Origin of the sequence: Aeromonas sp. ASNIH1 (assembly GCF_002934285.1) — a bacterium.
Lineage (GTDB): Bacteria > Pseudomonadota > Gammaproteobacteria > Enterobacterales > Aeromonadaceae > Aeromonas > Aeromonas caviae.
This window is the reverse complement of the sequence record NZ_CP026228.1, coordinates 4473623-4491818: the sequence shown is the minus strand read 5'-3', so window position 1 is coordinate 4491818 and position 18196 is coordinate 4473623. Positions and strand designations below refer to the sequence as shown.

18 protein-coding genes and 1 pseudogene are annotated in these 18196 nt (G+C 60.7%); 12 read left to right on the top strand and 7 right to left on the bottom strand.

All coding sequences use genetic code 11. The features are described 5' to 3' along the window. Positions 1-43: 43 nt before the first annotated feature. Complete coding sequence (locus C2U37_RS21750) at positions 44-529, bottom strand: VOC family protein (RefSeq protein WP_104453039.1); 486 nt, start codon at positions 527-529, stop codon at positions 44-46. Positions 530-773: 244 nt separating this feature from the next. Here C2U37_RS21750 and C2U37_RS21745 point away from each other — a divergent pair, with 244 nt between their 5' ends. Beyond that, positions 774-1523: a class I SAM-dependent methyltransferase gene (locus tag C2U37_RS21745; protein WP_010675078.1), complete on the top strand. Its 750-nt coding sequence runs from the start codon at positions 774-776 to the stop codon at positions 1521-1523. Positions 1524-1647: 124 nt separating this feature from the next. Here the strand turns inward: C2U37_RS21745 and C2U37_RS21740 are convergent, their stop codons facing one another. Next, positions 1648-1893 (bottom strand): hypothetical protein, encoded by a 246-nt coding sequence (locus C2U37_RS21740; protein ID WP_041215012.1) that lies wholly within the window; start codon positions 1891-1893, stop codon positions 1648-1650. Between the two features lie 116 nt (positions 1894-2009). Between C2U37_RS21740 and C2U37_RS21735 the strand changes: the two are divergent. After that, positions 2010-3328: pseudogene (locus C2U37_RS21735) on the top strand (MFS transporter). Positions 3329-3399: 71 nt separating this feature from the next. On the opposite strand, the gene ahpF reads toward C2U37_RS21735, so the two are convergent. The 3 genes from ahpF to C2U37_RS21720 form a co-directional block, all read right to left on the bottom strand. Further along, positions 3400-4986: an alkyl hydroperoxide reductase subunit F gene (ahpF, locus tag C2U37_RS21730; protein ID WP_104453038.1), complete on the bottom strand. Its 1587-nt coding sequence runs from the start codon at positions 4984-4986 to the stop codon at positions 3400-3402. Between the two features lie 142 nt (positions 4987-5128). After that, positions 5129-5695, bottom strand: a complete 567-nt coding sequence (gene ahpC / locus C2U37_RS21725; protein ID WP_010675074.1) for an alkyl hydroperoxide reductase subunit C — start codon at positions 5693-5695, stop codon at positions 5129-5131. A gap of 629 nt (positions 5696-6324) precedes the next feature. Then, entirely contained in the window at positions 6325-6771 is a 447-nt protein-coding gene (locus C2U37_RS21720; RefSeq protein WP_104453037.1) for a CBS domain-containing protein, read from the bottom strand. A gap of 211 nt (positions 6772-6982) precedes the next feature. Between C2U37_RS21720 and queA the strand changes: the two genes are divergently transcribed. The 7 genes from queA to nlpI all read left to right on the top strand — a co-directional run bounded on the left by queA (position 6983) and on the right by nlpI (position 14012). Beyond that, entirely contained in the window at positions 6983-8050 is a 1068-nt protein-coding gene (gene queA, locus C2U37_RS21715; protein ID WP_010675072.1) for a tRNA preQ1(34) S-adenosylmethionine ribosyltransferase-isomerase QueA, read from the top strand. Between the two features lie 118 nt (positions 8051-8168). Continuing rightward, the gene (tgt, locus tag C2U37_RS21710; RefSeq protein WP_010675071.1) at positions 8169-9305 is read left to right on the top strand and encodes a tRNA guanosine(34) transglycosylase Tgt; all 1137 of its coding nucleotides are present in this window, start codon (positions 8169-8171) and stop codon (positions 9303-9305) included. Positions 9306-9355: 50 nt separating this feature from the next. Next, the gene (yajC, locus tag C2U37_RS21705; RefSeq protein WP_010675070.1) at positions 9356-9691 is read left to right on the top strand and encodes a preprotein translocase subunit YajC; all 336 of its coding nucleotides are present in this window, start codon (positions 9356-9358) and stop codon (positions 9689-9691) included. A gap of 18 nt (positions 9692-9709) precedes the next feature. Continuing rightward, on the top strand, positions 9710-11563 hold the full coding sequence (gene secD, locus C2U37_RS21700) for a protein translocase subunit SecD (protein WP_039038737.1): 1854 nt from the start codon (positions 9710-9712) through the stop codon (positions 11561-11563). Positions 11564-11572: 9 nt separating this feature from the next. After that, complete coding sequence (gene secF / locus C2U37_RS21695; protein ID WP_039038736.1) at positions 11573-12520, top strand: protein translocase subunit SecF; 948 nt, start codon at positions 11573-11575, stop codon at positions 12518-12520. 100 nt (positions 12521-12620) lie between these two features. Then, positions 12621-12989 carry a rhodanese-like domain-containing protein gene (locus tag C2U37_RS21690; protein ID WP_039038735.1) on the top strand — a complete coding sequence of 123 codons (369 nt, stop codon included), beginning with the start codon at positions 12621-12623 and terminating at the stop codon, positions 12987-12989. A 90-nt stretch (positions 12990-13079) separates the two neighbouring features. After that, the gene (nlpI, locus tag C2U37_RS21685; protein WP_280520777.1) at positions 13080-14012 is read left to right on the top strand and encodes a lipoprotein NlpI; all 933 of its coding nucleotides are present in this window, start codon (positions 13080-13082) and stop codon (positions 14010-14012) included. A 75-nt stretch (positions 14013-14087) separates the two neighbouring features. Here nlpI and C2U37_RS21680 read toward each other — a convergent pair whose 3' ends face one another. Together C2U37_RS21680 and ubiU are read right to left on the bottom strand one after the other, a co-directional pair. Continuing rightward, positions 14088-14960, bottom strand: coding sequence for a U32 family peptidase (locus tag C2U37_RS21680; RefSeq protein WP_104453036.1), 873 nt, complete (start codon positions 14958-14960; stop codon positions 14088-14090). Positions 14961-14972: 12 nt separating this feature from the next. After that, complete coding sequence (gene ubiU / locus C2U37_RS21675) at positions 14973-15968, bottom strand: ubiquinone anaerobic biosynthesis protein UbiU (RefSeq protein WP_010675064.1); 996 nt, start codon at positions 15966-15968, stop codon at positions 14973-14975. A 189-nt stretch (positions 15969-16157) separates the two neighbouring features. Between ubiU and ubiT the strand changes: the two genes are divergently transcribed. The 3 genes from ubiT to iscR all read left to right on the top strand — a co-directional run bounded on the left by ubiT (position 16158) and on the right by iscR (position 18172). Beyond that, on the top strand, positions 16158-16670 hold the full coding sequence (gene ubiT, locus C2U37_RS21670) for a ubiquinone anaerobic biosynthesis accessory factor UbiT (protein WP_104453299.1): 513 nt from the start codon (positions 16158-16160) through the stop codon (positions 16668-16670). A gap of 178 nt (positions 16671-16848) precedes the next feature. Beyond that, on the top strand, positions 16849-17574 hold the full coding sequence (gene trmJ / locus C2U37_RS21665; RefSeq protein ID WP_042880722.1) for a tRNA (cytosine(32)/uridine(32)-2'-O)-methyltransferase TrmJ: 726 nt from the start codon (positions 16849-16851) through the stop codon (positions 17572-17574). A 94-nt stretch (positions 17575-17668) separates the two neighbouring features. Beyond that, complete coding sequence (gene iscR / locus C2U37_RS21660; RefSeq protein WP_025327241.1) at positions 17669-18172, top strand: Fe-S cluster assembly transcriptional regulator IscR; 504 nt, start codon at positions 17669-17671, stop codon at positions 18170-18172. Positions 18173-18196: the final 24 nt, after the last annotated feature.

Below are 18196 nucleotides of genomic sequence, written 5' to 3'. Positions count from 1 at the left end.
CCCCAGGGGTGGCCTTGTTGTGTGTGGCGCCCGTGCGAAGGGGCTACTCGCTCCGGCGCGCCGCCTCGATAGTGGCAATATCAATCTTGCCCATCTGCATCATGGCCTCGAAGGCGCGCCTCGCTGCCTCGGGGTCGGGATCGCTTATCGCCTCGATGAGGACCTGAGGAGTGATCTGCCAGGAGATGCCCCACTTGTCCTGACACCAGCCGCACTCGCTCGCCTGACCGCCATGGTCGATGATGGCGTGCCAGTAGCGATCCGTCTCGGCCTGGTCCTGGGTAGCCACCTGAAACGAGAACGCCCAGTTGTGGCGGACCCCGGGCCCGCCGTTGAGGCCGAGGCAGGGGGTCCCCATCACCCTGAACTCGACCGTCAGCACATCCCCTTCCTTGCCGGCGGGATAGTCGGCCGGGGCCCGGTGTACGGCACCGACGGCGGAGTCGGGGAAGAGGCTGGCGTAAAACCGTGCCGCCTCCTCGGCATCCCCGTCATACCAGAGGCAAATCCTGTTCTTGACTGGTCTCATTGTGTCGCAGCTCCATCCTGGTGTTTGTCCTTCGACGCCCGTGAGCGGGCGCCCCGATGGGTATCCTGCCGCCCGCAGCGCCTGCCGCCCGCAGCGCCTGCTGCTTCGCTGGGTGGCAAGCCAGCCTGTACGCCGTTTGCCACCCGCTTGGGGCTTGCATGATGGGGTCAAGTGTAGTGGCATGGGGATCCTGGTCACCAGGCCGGGAGCCGGCATGAAGGCCGCAGCAAGAGAGGAGTCTGCCATGGACAGTACCCAGCGATTCTCGACCCGGGTCGAGGCCTATGTGAAATATCGACCCGGTTATCCCGCCGCCATGCTGGATTTTCTGGCAAGGGAGCTGGCCATGGGGCCAGAGGCCCAGGTGGCGGACATCGGTGCGGGCACCGGCATCCTGACCGCCCTGCTGGCCCCCCGGGTTGCGCGGGTCTGGGCGGTGGAGCCCAACGACGATATGCGGGCAGCCGCCAAACGGCTGCTCGCCCAGGTGGGGAACATCGGCTGGCTGCACGGCAGTGCGGAAGCCACGGGCCTGCCCACGGGGGCGATGGATCTGGTGACGGTCGCCCAGGCGTTTCACTGGTTCGATCGCGCGGCTTTTCGGCAGGAGTGCCAGCGGCTGCTCAAGCCCGGTGGCCAGGTCGCCCTCATCTGGAATGACAGGCTGACGAACACCCCGTTTCTCAAGGCCTATGAAGAGGGGCTGCACGCCTACTCGGGGGATTACGAGGAGGTCAATCATCGCAACCTCGGTGAGGCGGATTTTCGCGCCTTCTTCACCGGGGAGTACCGGCTCGATCGCTTCGAGAACAGTCAGCTGTTCGATCTTGACGGGGTGCTTGGACGGCTCAACTCCTCCTCCTATGCGCCTGTGGCGGGCACGCCGGCCCACGATCAGATGACGGCGCTCGTTCGCCGCGAGTTTGCTCGCCATGCCGTTGACGGCAAGATAGCCTTCAACTATTGCACCCTGGTCTACAGTGGTCGGGTGTAGCCCCGTTCAGCGCTGACATCCGCAGTGAAAAGGCCCCCGCCAGTGATGGCGAGGGCCTTGTTTCATTTTGGCGGTCTGTATCCGGGCGATGCGAAAGAGACCGTCGCGCGGCGAAGGGGCGGTATCAGCCCTGATCGATGCCGAGAATGGCCATGGCCTTGGCCAGGGTATCGACCGATTCCTGATGCTTGCCCGCGTTGTGCAAGGTCTCTCCGTCCGCCCTCAACTGCTTCACCTCGGCCAGTTGCTCGGCACTGAGGGCGGGGCCTGCGGCCAGGGCGTCGTCTATCTTCTTCATGTCCATGGGGCAGTGGAAGGCGAGGGCGCTGCCGCAAAAGAGCAGGGCGGCCAACAACAGCATGAGTCTCATCTTTCGGATCTCCATGTGGGGTTCCCGTCAAGCATAGCCCCGCAGGGGGAGGGCATTCGGGTTGAAGGGGGCGGGAGGCAGGGGCTACCATGACCCTTTTGTTGCGAGGAGGCTCCATGGCACTGACAAGGTTGCTGTCCCCCCTGACCAGTCTGGTGATCTTCATTCTGGGTCACGGTCTGTTCAATACCCTGCTGACGGTGCGTCTCTCCGCCGAGCAGGAGTCCGCCCAGGCCATCGGTCTGGTGTCGGCTGCCTATTTCGGCGGCCTGGTGCTGGGGACCTTCATCAATGCCCGCCTCATCATCCGGGTGGGGCATATCCGGGCCTATGCGGCTTATGCCTCCCTGCTCTGTTTTCTGTTTCTGCTGCACGGCATGGTGGTGGAGCCTGTCACCTGGGCGGCGCTGCGGCTGATCGGGGGGTTTGCCACCGGCGGCCTGTTCGTGGTGCTGGAGTCCTGGATGCTGGTCTCAAGCACCCCGGCGAACCGGGGGCGGTTGATGTCCCTCTACATGATCCTGCTGTACGGTTCACTCGCCCTGGGCCAGCTGCTGCTCAAGCAGGTGGACCCCATGGTGCTGACGCCGTTCGCCCTGTGCGCCATGGCGGCGACTCTCTCCGTGGTGCCTCTGGCTCTCTCCCGGGTGGCGACGCCGGCCATGGTGGCACCCCAGCCGGTGGGAGTGCTGGAGCTGGTGCGCCTCACTCCGGCGGGGATGGGCAGCAGCTTTACCTCGGGCCTCATCCTCGGGGCCATCTATGGGCTGTTGCCGCTCTATTTCACCGACAGCGGCGCCTCCCTCTCCCAGGTGGCGGACATGATGGCGCTGGTGATCCTGGGGGGATGTGTCTGCAATATCCTATCGGACGTGCATCTGATCGTTACGACAGACGGTTGGTGATCCTGCTGCTCTGCGCCCTGCTGACCCTGATCGCGTTGTGGATGGTGCTGCTGCCGGAGCCCTGGCGTGAGCCAGTCGAGGGGACTCTTGTCTTCCTGCTGGGGGGCATGGCGTTCTCCATCTATCCCTTGAGCCTCAGCCATGCCTGCGATGAACTGCGCCCGGATCAGGTGCTGGGGGCAAACCAGGGGTTGCTGCTTGCCTACAGCCTGGGGGCCATGACGGGTCCGCTGCTGGCCCCCTTTACCATGGCAACGTTCGGACCACAGGGGCTGTTCGTCTACTTTGCCCTGTGCGGTCTGCTGCTGTCGGCCTATCTCGGCTGGCGCAGGCGTAAGCGAGCCCCCATTCCGCTGACGGAGCATCAGGTCTTCATGCCGGTGCCCCCCAACACCCCCATGACGGCGGAGCTGGAGCCAAGAACGGATCTGGAAGGGGAGGCAGTGCCGGCGAGCTATGCCGCGCCTGATGCAGAAGAGAGAGCGGTGAGTGAAGAGGGGCAGGAGAGGGACGCGCCGCAGGGGCGCTGAAGGCTGGCGACCCAATGACAGGGATAAAAAAACCGACTCCAGGGAGTCGGTTTTTTGTTGGGTGACGGTTATCAGGCGGTCACGGCATCGGCCTGGGTAGCTTGTGCTTCCGGCGCCGGGTTGCGAATGAGGTAATCAAACGCACCCAGGGCGGCGGTGGCACCTGCCCCCATGGAGATGATGATCTGCTTGAACGGTACCGTGGTGGCATCCCCTGCGGCATAGACGCCGGGCAGGGAGGTGGCACCCTTGGTGTCGATCTCGATTTCGCCAAAGCGGGTCAGGGCCACTTCGCTCCCCTTGAGGAACTCGGTGTTCGGCACCAGACCGATCTGGACGAAAATGCCGGCCACCGCCAGATGCTTGATCTCGCCGGTAGTGCGATCTTCGTAGTCCATGCCCACCACCTTGCTGCCGTCGCCGATCACTTCGGTGGTGCGGGCGCTCATGATGATGTCGATATTGCCCATGGAACGGGCCTTCTTCTGCAGCACGTCGTCGGCCCGCAGGGTATCGGCGAACTCCACCACGGTGACGTGCTCGACGATGCCGGCCAGATCGATGGCCGCCTCGATGCCGGAGTTGCCGCCACCGATCACCGCCACGCGCTTGCCCTTGAAGAAGGGGCCGTCACAGTGGGGGCAGTAGGCCACACCCTTGGTACGGTACTCGAGTTCACCCGGCACGTTCAGGTCGCGCCAGCGGGCACCGGTCGCCAGGATCACGGCGCGGCTCTTCAAGGTGGCACCGGAGGCGAGGTCCACGTTGACGTAACCATCCTTGCTGATGGCGGCGGCGCGCTGCTCGGTGATCACTTCCACGCCGTACTGCTTGACGTGCTGCTCCAGGCTGGCTGCCAGCTTGGGGCCCTCGGTGTAGGGCACGGAGATGAAGTTCTCGATGCCGACGGTGTCCATCACCTGGCCACCGAAACGTTCGGCGACAATGGCGGTGCGAATGCCTTTGCGGGCGGCATAGATGGCCGCGGCGGCACCGGCCGGGCCACCGCCCACCACCAGCACGTCATAAGGCGCTTTTCCGCTCAGCTCTTGCGCCTTGCGCTCGGCAGCGCCGGTGTCGAGTTTGGCAACGATCTCTTCCAGCGAAATGCGGCCCTGGCTGAACGGCTGACCGTTCAGGTAGACGTTCGGGACCGCCATGATTTGACGCTCGTTCACCTCATCCTGGAACAGGGCACCGTCGATCATGGTGTGGGTGATGCCGGGGTTCAGGGTGGACATCAGGTTCAGGGCCTGTACCACGTCCGGACAGTTGTGGCAGGAGAGGGAAATATAGGTCTCGAAGTGGAACTCGCCCTTGAGGTTCTTCACCTGCTCCAGCACGGCCGGATCGGCCTTGGAGGGGTGACCGCCGCTTTGCAGCAGGGCGAGCACCAGGGAGGTGAATTCATGACCCATGGGAATGCCGGCAAAGTGCACGCGCGGGGCCTGGCCCTGGGGCGCGATGCTCATGGAAGGCTTGCGGGCATTGGTGCCATCGGTCAGGGAAATTTTGGGGGACATCTCGGCGATCTCGCTGGCCAATGCCAGGAGTTCGGCGGATTTGTCGCTGTCGTTGCCGGACACGCTGATCTCGATGGGATTGACGATGTACTGCAAGTAACCGTTGAGTTGTTGTTTGAGGTTGGTATCTAACATGGTCGAATTCCTTCTTGCTGAATGCGGGTCGGCACGATGACCGGATACAGAAAACAGAGGTCCACACAGCAGACCGGCGCATTTTCTGAGGGCCGTAAACAAGACCGGCCCTTGAACGGGCCGGTCTTCAGAGCGGGGAGGCTTAGATTTTGCCTACCAGATCCAGGGACGGGGCCAGGGTGGCGTCGCCTTCTTTCCACTTGGCCGGGCACACTTCACCCGGGTGGGAAGCAACGTACTGGGCAGCCTTGACCTTGCGCAGCAGTTCCAGTGCGTCACGGCCGATGCCGCCAGCGTTGATTTCAACGATCTGGATGACGCCTTGCGGGTCGATGACGAAGGTACCGCGGTCAGCCAGGCCAGCTTCTTCGATCATCACGCCGAAGTTGCGGGTGATGGTGCCGGTCGGGTCGCCGATCATCGGGTACTGGATCTTCTGGATGGTGTCAGAAGTGTCATGCCAGGCCTTGTGGGTGAAGTGGGTGTCGGTGGAGACGGCGTAGATCTCGACGCCCAGCTTCTGGAATTCGGCGTAGTTGTCGGCTAGGTCGCCCAGCTCGGTCGGGCAGACGAAGGTGAAATCAGCCGGGTAGAAGAACACCACGGACCACTTGCCTTTCAGGTCAGCGTCAGACACCTGAACGAATTTGCCATTGTGGTAGGCGGTGGCGTTGAACGGCTTGATTTCAGTGTTGATGTAGGTAGACATGTATTTGCTCCTTGGTGATGTACATATGCCTGTCTGGTGTTGAAGAGTCGTGCCAGACGAGGCGCTTAACTTTCGATGGAGTCATCATAGTGACTTTTTCTAATCGGTCAAAGCCACAATTTTGAATCACATAAATCTATTTATTAGATAGATCATCACAACTGTACCTAACATGAATATCTCAGGCCTTCGGAGATAACTCATTGTCGAAGTTCAATTTCTGTCCTGCATGTCACATTTTCAAGGGCTGGACCGGATTTGTTTTCATTGCGTGAGCAGAGAAGGGGGCAGACGAGGCGGCGCAGTAGAAAAAAGAGGGATAAAAAAATCCCGGCGCCGTCGCACAGACAGGGCCGGGTCATCAAACAAGGAATGGCGATAAATATGCTTTACAGCAAAGACTAACTACGGGGTGTGCAAACTTGCAGACATATGAAGAGAAGATGGCGGGTGCACAATCCTCATCTCCTCTTCGGCAACCATTGCATGGTCGGCATCATAGTGTGATGAATGTCACAATGCAAGCTTTGTGGTGTAATTTTACAGTCAAATTGAAAGTATTTCACTTTAATAGCCGTTAAATTAGGCTGAAAACGCTTTTATTGTAATTTTATTACAAAATTTTAAGATCAAAAGTCGGTTGGGGGCTCCTGCTCCTCCATCAGCTCCAGCAGATTGATGGCCACGGCGATGAAGTCCGACTCGGTGACGATGCCAACCAGCTTGCGCCCCTTGAGTATCGGCAGACAGCCATATTTGTGGCGCTGCAGATACAGGGCCGCCTCCTTGATGCCGGCGTGGGGATCCACGCTCGCCACCTGACGGGTCATGATCTCGTCGAGCTGGACGCTGTCGGTGAACTCCGCCTCCCGCTCGGGGTTGATCAGCAGCAGCTTGGATTCACGGGTGGCCAGGATGTCCGAGAGGGTGACCAGACCAAGCAGATGCTGGTGTTCATCGACGATGGGAACGTGACGGATCCGCTCCTGCTGCATCAGCTCCATCGCCTGCTTGACGCTGTTTTCCGGACCCAGGGTAAAGGGGTGTTCAGTCATGATCTCGGAGAGGGTCATCATGGTGGGCCTCCTTGTGTGTCTGCTTCCACCCTAGCCCAGCCCCCGTCGCCAGAACATGATCGGGGTCAATACAAAACCTTAAAGGTTTTTTAACGGGCCCAGCCTCACAAAATGGCCCGCTATCCCTTGTCTTCCTTGGGTTTTTAGTCTTTTGGGTTGCCTTGGAAGAGGGGGATAACTAGACTAGCCGCCGATTCCCCCGAGGTGAAAGATGCAAGTATCCGATTTTCATTTTGATCTGCCAGACGAGCTGATTGCCCGCTATCCCATGGCGGAGCGTACCGCCAGCCGCCTGCTGCAGCTCGATGGTCAAACCGGCGCCCTGCGCCACGGTCATTTTGTCGATGTGCTTGACCAGCTCAACCCCGGCGATCTGCTGGTGTTCAACAATACCCGGGTCATTCCGGCCCGCATGTTTGGCCAGAAGGCCAGCGGCGGCAAGCTGGAGGTGCTGGTGGAGCGCATTCTGGACGAGCACAGCGTGCTGGCGCACGTCCGCTCGTCCAAGTCCCCCAAGCCAGGTACCCGTCTCCTTCTGGATGGCGGTGCCGACGGCGTGCCCGTCGAGGCCGAGATGCGTGCCCGCCACGACGCTCTGTTCGAGATCCACTTCCTGGACCCGCGCCCTGTGCTGACCATTCTGGATGCCATCGGCCACATGCCGCTGCCTCCCTATATCGACCGTCCCGACGAGGATGCCGACAAGGAGCGCTACCAGACCGTCTACAACCAGAAGCCGGGTGCTGTGGCGGCGCCGACCGCCGGTCTGCACTTCGACGAGCCGCTGCTCGAGCAGATCCGTGCCAAGGGCGTGGAGATGGCCTTCGTGACCCTGCACGTGGGGGCGGGCACCTTCCAGCCGGTGCGCGTCGACAAGATTGAAGATCACCACATGCACTCGGAATACGCCGAAGTGCCCCAGGAGGTGGTGGATGCCATCGCGGCGACCCGCGCCCGCGGCGGTCGGGTGGTTGCGGTGGGCACCACGTCGGTGCGATCCCTCGAGAGCGCGGCCAAGGCGACCCTGGCCCAGGGCAAGCCGCTGGCGCCCTTCTTCAATGACACCGACATCTTCATCTTCCCCGGTTACGAGTTCCAGGTGGTCGATGCCATGATCACCAACTTCCACCTGCCCGAATCCACCCTGATCATGCTGGTCAGCGCCTTTGCCGGCTATGACAACGTGATGGCCGCCTATCAGGCCGCCGTGGCGGGACAGTACCGTTTCTTCAGCTACGGGGACGCCATGTTCGTCACCCGTCGCCGGGTGCAGGGTTAAGCCTTGCCCTTCAGAAGTCGTTCAGGCTCTGCTTGTCAGTATGCCGGCCGGCTTCATATTACCGGGCCCCTCGGGCCCTTTGTTGTCAGACTGTTTCTCTGACTGAATAGAGGTAGCAATGAAATTTGAATTGAAAACCACCGATGGGCGTGCCCGTCGCGGTCAACTGGTGTTCGAGCGTGGCGTGGTCCAGACCCCGGCCTTCATGCCGGTCGGCACCTACGGCACCGTCAAGGGGATGACACCGGAAGAGGTACGTGAGACCGGTGCCCAGATCCTGCTTGGCAACACCTTCCACCTCTGGCTGCGCCCGGGTCAGGAAGTGATGCGCGCCCACGGCGATCTGCACGACTTCATGAACTGGCAGGGGCCGATCCTGACCGACTCCGGTGGTTTCCAGGTATTCAGTCTGGGGCACATCCGCAAGATCACCGAGGAGGGGGTGCACTTCCGTCATCCCATCAACGGCGAGAAGATTTTCCTCGATCCCGAGAAGTCCATGGAGATCCAGTACGATCTGGGTTCCGACATCGTGATGATCTTCGACGAGTGCACCCCGTACCCGGCCACCTACGAGGAAGCGCGCAAGTCCATGGAGATGTCCCTGCGCTGGGCCAAGCGCTCCCGTGACAAGTTCGATGCGCTGGGCAACAAGAACGCCCTGTTCGGCATCATCCAGGGTTCTGTCTACGAACCGCTGCGGGATGTGTCGCTGGACGGTCTCCTTGAGATCGGCTTCGACGGTTACGCGGTCGGCGGTCTCGCCGTGGGTGAGCCCAAAGAGGACATGCATCGCATCCTTGACCATGTCTGCCCGAAAATTCCGGCCGACAAGCCGCGCTACCTGATGGGGGTGGGCAAGCCGGAGGATCTGGTGGAAGGGGTGCGCCGCGGTATCGACATGTTCGACTGCGTGATGCCGACCCGCAACGCCCGCAACGGTCATCTCTTTACCACCGATGGGGTGGTCAAGATCCGCAACGCCAAGTACCGGGAAGACACCAGCACCCTGGATGCGGACTGCGATTGCTACACCTGCAAGAACTACACCCGCAGCTATCTGTACCATCTGGACAAGTGCAACGAGATCCTCGGTGCCCGTCTGAATACCATCCACAACCTGCGTTATTACCAGCGCGTGATGCAGGGTTTGCGGGACGCGATCGAGCAGGGTAAATTAGACGACTTTGTAACTGAGTTTTACCGTCGGCAAGGGAAGCCTGTGCCTCCACTGGCTGAAAATGACGTGAAATAACAACGACATATAAGTTAGTATTCAAATCTACATCAATAAGAGGTTGTTAAATGAGCATTATCTCCAAGGCGTATGCAGAAGGCGCGGCTCCGGCAGCACAGGGTGGTGGCATGGAAATGATCATCATGCTGGCCGTGTTCGGTCTCATCTTCTACTTCATGATCTACCGTCCCCAGGCCAAGCGTGCCAAGGAGCATCGCAATCTGATGAGCTCCCTCTCCAAGGGCGACGAAGTGCTCACTTCCGGTGGCCTGGTCGGCAAGATCGCCAAGGTTTCCGCCGACAGCGACTACATTGTGCTGGCCCTGAACGATCAGACCCAGGTCACCATCAAGCGTGACTTCGTCTCTGCCGTTCTGCCCAAGGGTTCTATCCAGTCCCTCTAATCTCCCGAGGAGCACAGCGTGTTAAATCGCTATCCGCTGTGGAAATACCTGATGGTGATCGTCGTGATCGCCATCGGTTTTCTATATGCAGCCCCCAATCTTTACGGCGAAGACCCGGCCTTGCAGGTCTCTGCCAGCCGTGGTGCCGAAGTCAAACTAGAAACCCTCGATCAGGTGAAGGAAACCCTCGACGAGGCGAAGATCCCGGTCAAGCATGCGGCGTTCGAGCACGGCTTCATCCTGATCCGTTTCAACAACACCGAAGACCAGCTCAAGGCGCGCGACATCGTGGCCAACAAGCTGGGCGACAATTTCATCACCGCCCTCAACCTGGCTCCGTCCACCCCCGCCTGGCTTGAGGCCATCGGCGCGGCGCCCCTGAAGCTCGGTCTTGACCTGCGGGGCGGTGTGCACTTCCTGATGGAAGTGGACATGGCCGAAGCGCTGGCCAAGCAGCAGGAACAGATGGTGCAGGATTTCCGCGCCGAACTGCGCACCCAGAAGATCCGCTACTCCGGTGTGCGCCGGGTCGGGGATCAGGTGCAGGTGGTCTTCCGTGACGAGGCCGATCAGGCCAAGGCACTCTCCTTCCTGCGTCGCCAGAATGCGGATCTTGTCTTCACCACCGACCAGAAAGGGGATGACTTCATCCTGCTGGCCAGTCTGAGCGAAGCCAAGGTCAAAGAGGTGAAGAAGTATGCCCTCGAGCAGAACATCACCATCATCCGCAACCGGGTGAACGAACTGGGTGTGGCCGAGCCGCTGGTCCAGCAGCAGGGCGGTGAGCGTATCATCGTCGAGTTGCCGGGGATCCAGGACACCGCCCGTGCCAAGGAGATCCTGGGTGCCACCGCGACCCTGGAGTTCCACATGGTCGATGAGGCTGCCGATATCCAGGCCGCTGCCGCAGGCCGCGTGCCGCCGAGCTCCAAGGTCTACAACGATCGCAACGGTCGTCCCGTGGTACTGCAAAAGCGCGTGATCCTGACCGGTGACCACATCGTGGGTGCCCAGTCCGGTTTCGATGAATACAGCCGTCCCCAGGTCAACATCAAGCTCGATGGTCAGGGTGGCAACAAGATGGCCAACTTTACCAAGGACAACGTTGGCAAGGGGATGGCGACCGTCTTCATCGAGTACAAGCCGGTGGGTCAGCCTGGTCCGGACGGCAAGCGCAAGTTCCGCAAGCAGGAGGAGGTGATCAACGTCGCCACCATCCAGTCTCGCCTGGGTAGCCAGTTCCGCATCACCGGGATCGACAACGCCAACGAAGCCCACAACCTGGCGCTGCTGCTGCGTGCCGGTGCCCTGATTGCCCCCATCCAGATCGTCGAAGAGCGCACCATAGGGCCGAGCCTGGGTCAGCAGAACATCGACAGCGGGATGGAAGCCATCGGCTGGGCCATGCTGGTGATCGTGCTCTTCATGGGGATCTACTACCGTGCCTTCGGCTGGGTGGCCAATCTGGCGCTGACCATGAACCTGGTGCTCATCGTAGGTATCATGTCGATGATCCCGGGGGCCACCATGACCCTGCCGGGCATCGCCGGTATCGTGTTGACGCTGGGCATGGCGGTGGATGCGAACGTGCTGATCTACGAGCGTATTCGTGAAGAGATCCGCAATGGTCGCGGGGTGCAGCAAGCCATTCACCTGGGCTTTGATCGCGCCTTCTCCACCATCGCCGACTCCAACGTCACCTCGCTCATCACCTGCGTGATCCTGTTCGGTATCGGTACCGGTGCCATCAAGGGCTTCGCCCTGACCCTCGGGATCGGCCTGACGGCGTCCATGTTCACTGCCATCACGGTATCCCGCGCCATCATCAACCTGGCCTGGGGTGGACGGCGCATCGACAAGCTGCCGATCTAAGGAAGAGACATGTTTCAAATTCTACATTTTGAAAAGCCCATCCCCTTCATGCGTTTCGCCAAGCTGGGTATGGTCCTCTCTGCTCTGGTAACGGTGCTCGCCCTCTACGTTCTGTACGATCGTGGCCTGAACTGGGGGCTGGACTTCACCGGCGGTACCACCATCGAGGTGGGGTTCCAGCAGTCGGTGAGCTTGGACAAGATGCACGAGGCGCTGGATCAGCAGAAGATTGACGGGGCGACCCTGCAGTTCTTCGGCTCCAGCCGTGATGTGCTGGTGCGCATGGCCCCCCAAGAGGGCGTCAAGGTCGAGCAGCAGGGCAACGAGGTCCTGGCGGCCGCCAAGCTGGTCGACGAGAGCGCCGTGCTCAAGCGTGTCGAGTTCGTCGGTCCCTCCGTGGGTGACGAGCTGGCCACCGACGGTGCCCTGGCCATGCTGGCCTCCATCCTCTGTATCCTGATCTACGTGGCGGTGCGCTTCGAGTGGCGTCTGGCCACGGGGGGCATCCTCTCCCTGGCTCACGACGTGATCATCACCCTCGGCATCTTTGCCTACTTCCAGTACGAGTTCGACCTGACCGTGCTGGCGGCGCTGATGACGCTGGTGGGGTACTCCCTGAACGACACCATCGTTGTGTTCGACCGGGTGCGGGAGAATTTCCGCAAGGTACGCCGTGGGGACACCGCGGAGATCATGGATCTCTCCATGACCGAGACCCTGAGCCGGACCATCATCACCTCGGGGTTGACCTTCGTGGTGGTGGTGGCGCTGCTGCTCAAGGGGGGGCCTCTGATCCACGGTTTCTCCATCGCCATGGTGATCGGGGTGGCCTTCGGGACCTACTCCTCCATCTATGTGGCGAGCGCCTCAGCCATGTTCCTCGGGATCAAGCGGGAGCACATGCTGCCGACCCAGGTGGAAAAAGAGGGCGCGGATCAGCAAGAGATCCTGCCGTAACAGACAAGGGCGCCGCAAGGCGCCCTTTCTCTTGTGGCCGGGGTGAGTCATGATGCTCCCCACAACCCAGCATCCATTACCCAAAGCAAGGAGCAAGCCCATGCAACACAATCCCCGTTTTCTGGCCCTGGTAGAGGCCATCCGCCCGCAGGTGCAGGAAACCGATGTGCATCAGATCAAGCGCTGGCAGGATGAGGGCCGAGCATTTCATCTGATCGACGTGCGCGAAGAGAGCGAGTGGGCCAGGGGCCATCTGCCGGGGGCCACCTATCTCGGGCGCGGGGTGATAGAGCGTGACATCGAGACCCGGTATCCGGATCCCGACACCGAACTCTACCTCTATTGTGGTGGGGGATTTCGCTCCATCCTGGTGGCGGATAACCTGCAGAAGATGGGTTATTCCCGGGTCGTCAGCGTCGATGGAGGCTTTCGCGGCTGGAGCGATGCCGGATACCCTGTCGAATCCTGATTTATTTGAGGGAGAGGGGCTGCGCCACATGACAAACGGCCCCGTGATCTTTACCATATGCGGGGTCAAGCGTAAGCGTCGGAGTGTTCATTGAACGTCAGGATAGGGATTGGATACCTCACGGGTATCCTGTTGTTGCTCCCCTTGTGGGGTTGCAGCAGTAGCAGTCAGGTAAAAGCGCCTCAAGTTCCCAAGCCGCAACCCGCTTCACTGGTATTGGCGACCCCCTTGCAGGTCTCCTACCAGAGCGAGTTGGCGTTGGCGCGACTCGGGCAGATGCTCAGTGAAATGGAATTGACGACCGAACAGCGGGCAGAACTCTTCTATGAGCGTGCAGTGGTGTTTGACCGGGTGGGCTTGCGTTCCCTGGCGCGACTTGACTTCAACCGCGCCCTGCGGGAGAAGCCGGATTTTGCCGAGGCCTACAACTTCATCGGTGTCTATCTGGTTCAACAGCAGAACTACGACGAGGCCTATGAGGCGTTCGACTCCGCCCTGGAGCTCGCCCCGGATTACGACTACGCCTATCTCAACCGGGGAATCGCGCTCTATTACGGCAATCGCCCCGAGCTTGCCGCGGCGGATATGAAGCGCTTCTACGAGGCGCAACCAGAAGACCCTTATCGGGTGATCTGGCTCTATCTGGCCGAGCAGAAGCTCAACGGACCGGCGGCCATGAGCCGGATGCGCGAGCGGCTCAACAAGTATGACGACGACGCCTGGAACTGGGATCTGGTGCGCCTCTATACGGGCGACATCAATGCCACCCAGTTGATGAGCAACGTGGTGAAAGGGGTCAAGGACAACAGGGAGCTCGCCGAGCGCCTGTGCGAGACCTACTTCTACCTCGGCAAGTTCGAGCTGGCCAAGGGTAACCGCAAGGAAGCCATCAGCTACTTCAAGCTGGCGCTGGCCAACAACGTCTATGACTTCATCGAGCATCGCTATGCCTTGCTGGAGCTGGAACTGATGGCGCGCAAGCCCCAGCCACCCGGAGCCCAGGGCAAGAGCGGCAAAGCGTGACTAAACGGGTTTGATCCCCACGAAAAAGGCCTCTTGACGAGGCCTTTTTGCTGTCTGGTGACACGGGGTGTGTCGCTACTCCACCAGGCTCATGCCGGGGATCTTGCGCCAGTAACCGTTGCAGTCCCGCTCCTGCAGCAAGAGCAGGGGGGCCATCCCCTGTTCGTTGGCCTTGAAGCGCTCCAGCATCGTCAGGGTCTCCATGCCTTCGGGCGAGAGGCGCACCACATCCACCAGGCCCTCCATCCCCTTGAGCTCGTTGCCCAGGTTGTAGCAGTAACCGGACTGGGTCTGGATGCCGTTGAGGTTGAACACCTTCTGCCCCTCGCGACTGCTGGCAAGTCGCCCGGTGGGGTAGTCGATGCAGGCCAGTTCGCAGTTGTCCTTGGGCCGGTTGAGGGAGCGGGCGGTGAAGCAGCGTGCCGAGTAGGCGAGCGGCAGATGACCATAGGCGAACACCTCCACCTCGAACTGCTGGCGCTCCCTGCCCAGATCCTGATTGAGCTGCATCAGCCAGTCGCGGGAGAGCTCCACCGGCATCACCCAGCGCTGCATCCCCTGTTTAAGCAGCATGCGCAGCACGTCGGCGTTGTAGGCGTTGATGGCGGGGCCGCAGACGAACGGCAGCCCGGCTTCACTGGCGAGCTGGACGGCCCCCAGATCGTTGGCCTCGATCATCAGCTCGCCGTTGTCGATCAGTCGCTTGACCTCCTTTAGCTCGGAGGGGGCAGAGATCAGCGCCAGCGTGGAGAGCACCGCCTGCCTGCCGGAGCCTGCCACCTGACTGGCGAGGGCAATCCAGTCATCCACTTTCAGTTCGCGCCGCTTGCTGCAGACGGTTTCTCCCAGATAGACGATGTCGGCCTGGCTGGCGGCGGCCGCCTGATAGAAGGCCTGGGTGTCGGCCTTGGGCCAGTAGAAGAGCAGGGGGCCGAGAGAGAATTTCATGAACAGGGCTCCTTATTGCCACTGGCGATGATAGGCACCGAGGGTGGTCTGGCTCCCCTCGGAGACACGGGCGAGCTGGGCATCCCACTCAGCCTTGACCTGATAGGCCTCGGGGTTGGCCTGATAGGCGTCGATGGCGGCGCGCCAGACCCGGGTCACCTGCTCCACATAGGCGGGGCTGCGCTGGCGTCCCTCGATCTTGACTGACTGGATGCCGGTCTGGAACAGCTCGGGCAGAAGGCCGAGGGTGTTGAGGCTGGTGGGCTCCTCCAGCGCGTGATAGGTCTGGCCATCCACCTCGAAGCGGCCCTTGCACAGGGTCGGGTAGCCGGCATTTTCCCCCGGGCCGTAACGATCGATCAGCACCTCGTTGAGGCGGGATTCGAGGCCGCTCGGGGTCTCTTCCCAGCGCACGAACTTGGCCGGTGAACAGGCACCGACGGTGTTGGGGCTCTCGCCGGTCATGTAGGAGGAGAGGTAGCAGCGCCCCTCCGCCATGATGCAGAGGCTGCCGAAGGCGAACACCTCGAGGCCGACGTCAGTCTCGCGGGCCAGCTGCCTGACCTGATGCATGGAGAGCACCCTCGGCAGCACCACCCGGCCGACGTTGAAGTGCTGCTGGTAGAAGCGGATGGCAGCGGCGTTGGTGGCGCTGGCCTGGACCGAGACATGCAGCTCCATGTCGGGATGGCGGCGGCTGGCATAATCGAGCACGGCGAGATCGGCGATGATCAGGGCATCGGCACCGAGCGCCACCCCTTTGTCCACGGCCTGCTTCCAACGGGCATCGGAGCCCGGGTGGGCAAAGGTATTGATGGCGATGTGCAGCTTGCGGCCATGCTGGTGGACATAGTCAACCGCTCTTTCCAGCTTGCTGTCGGTGAAGTTGAGCCCGGCGAAGTGGCGGGCATTGGTGTCATCCTTGAAGCCGATGTAGACCGCATCGGCCCCGTTATCCACGGCTGTCTTCAGTGCCGGCAGGCTGCCTGCCGGGCAGAGTAATTCCATCGGGTACGCTCCGAGAGGGCAAAAATGCAAAAGTGGCCCGATTGTATTCATGCTTGCCCTCCCGCTTTTTGACCTGAGGCAGCTTTAGGTGGCTTTACCCTTCTTGAGGTAAGTGGGCACAAGTTTGATTTTCAACAGGATCTTGCCGAAGGGGCTGTGCTTGAATGCGCAAAAAACTGGGAGTTTATCGTGTTTCAACATCTGCAACGTCGCCTGGTCGAACAGGCACCCCGTCTCTTGCGCCACCCCCTCAAGCTGGTGCCCTTCCCGCTGCAACAAAACCTGATGGAGGCCCTGCTGGGCAGGGTATTCCGGGAGGCCATCGAAGAGGGGGAATTTGCGTTTCTTACGGGCAAGTGGCTGAAAGTGGAAGTCAGCGATCTGGGGCTATGCTGGTTTATCAGCGAGCAGGAGGGCAAATTGGTAGTGGCGAGGAAGTGTGAGCACGCCGATGTCTGTTTCAGCGGCAATAGCCAGGATCTTGTTCTGATCGCCGGGCGCCGTGAAGACCCGGATTCCCTCTTCTTCCAGCGCCGGCTGAAGATAGAGGGGGATACAGAGTTGGGCCTGGAGGTGAAAAATCTGATGGACAGCCTGGATCTGGACGGGCTGGGATTGATGAAATACCCCCTGATGGATCTGGCGACCTTTATCGAGCGTGCCCGCGAGACGCACGTGCCCACTGCCGCGACAATGAGCTGAGCCCGAGTGCTGCGAACAGGCGAACTTTAGCCGCAGTACCCCACTGTCAGCGTGACCACGCAGGGTGGGGAGGCGTCATCTGCCTGTTTGTGCAGAAATGCCTGGTTGGAAGCGGTGCCAAAATAGCGATTGGTTATGTTACAATTGTGCGCCATTTTTGACTGAAGATTGACTGGGCATGTTGGATCAGATTCGTATCGTGTTGGTAAACACCTCTCACACCGGCAACATGGGATCCGCGGCGCGGGCCATGAAGACCATGGGACTGACTCAACTGGTGCTGGTCGATCCCCAGGCCCAGCCGGATGAGGAGGCCGTCGCCCTGGCGGCGGGGGCCAGCGATATCCTGGCTCGCGCCCGAATCGTGCCGACCCTGGACGAGGCCATTGCCGACTGTGGTCTGGTCATCGGTACCAGTGCCCGTTCCCGCACCTTGAGCTGGCCCATGCTGGATCCCCGTGAAGCGGGCGAGAAGCTGGTTGCCGAGGGCATGGAGCACCCGGTCGCGCTGGTGTTTGGCCGTGAACGCACCGGCCTCACCAATGACGAACTGCAAAAATGCCACTTCCATGTGGCCATTCCCGCCAATCCAGAATACAGCTCCCTCAATCTGGCCATGGCAGTGCAGACCCTTTGTTACGAGGTGCGGATGCGCTGGCTGGAAGTACAGAACCAGGAGCCGGAGGATGAGCGGGTCGAGTACCCCAGCGCCCAGCAACTGGAAGGGTTTTATCAGCATCTGGAGCAGACGTTGCAAAAGACGGGATTCATTGCCGATGACCACCCAGGCCATGTGATGAGCAAACTGCGTCGTCTGTTCAATCGGGCCAGACCCGAAGCGGTGGAGTTGAACATCCTGCGGGGCATTCTCACCTCTGTCCAGAAGTCCAGGGCACAGGATTAATCCCGACTGATTTACTCAAGCATATACTTGACTGATTTAGTCGGGTATGTGACCATATGCCACATATTGATTGGTTCGCAAGACGGTAAGGCATATGAGACTGACCTCAAAAGGACGTTACGCGGTGACAGCCATGCTCGACGTGGCGTTGCATGCAGAGCAGGGGCCTGTGCCCCTGGCTGATATTTCAGAGCGCCAGGGCATCTCCTTGTCCTATCTGGAACAACTGTTTGCTCGTCTGCGCAAACATGGTCTGGTGAGCAGCGTACGTGGCCCCGGTGGCGGCTATCGCCTCGGTCTGGCCCCTGGCGAGATTTCGGTCGGTCAGGTGATCACAGCGGTCGATGAATCGGTCGATGCGACCAAGTGCCTCGGCAAAGGGGGCTGCCACGGTGGTACCCAGTGCCTGACCCACTCCTTGTGGCGGGATCTGAGCGAACGCATCTCCAGTTTCCTGGGGGATATCACCCTGGCCGAGCTGGTTGGTCAGGCCGATGTGCGCCGTATCGCCGGCAAGCAAGATGAACAAATGAAGACCGTGTTGTCCCTGGTTGATCGGGCCGAACGCGGTGATGTGAGCTTGAAAGTCCAACTATAAACGTGCTTTCCACGACGAGTCGCT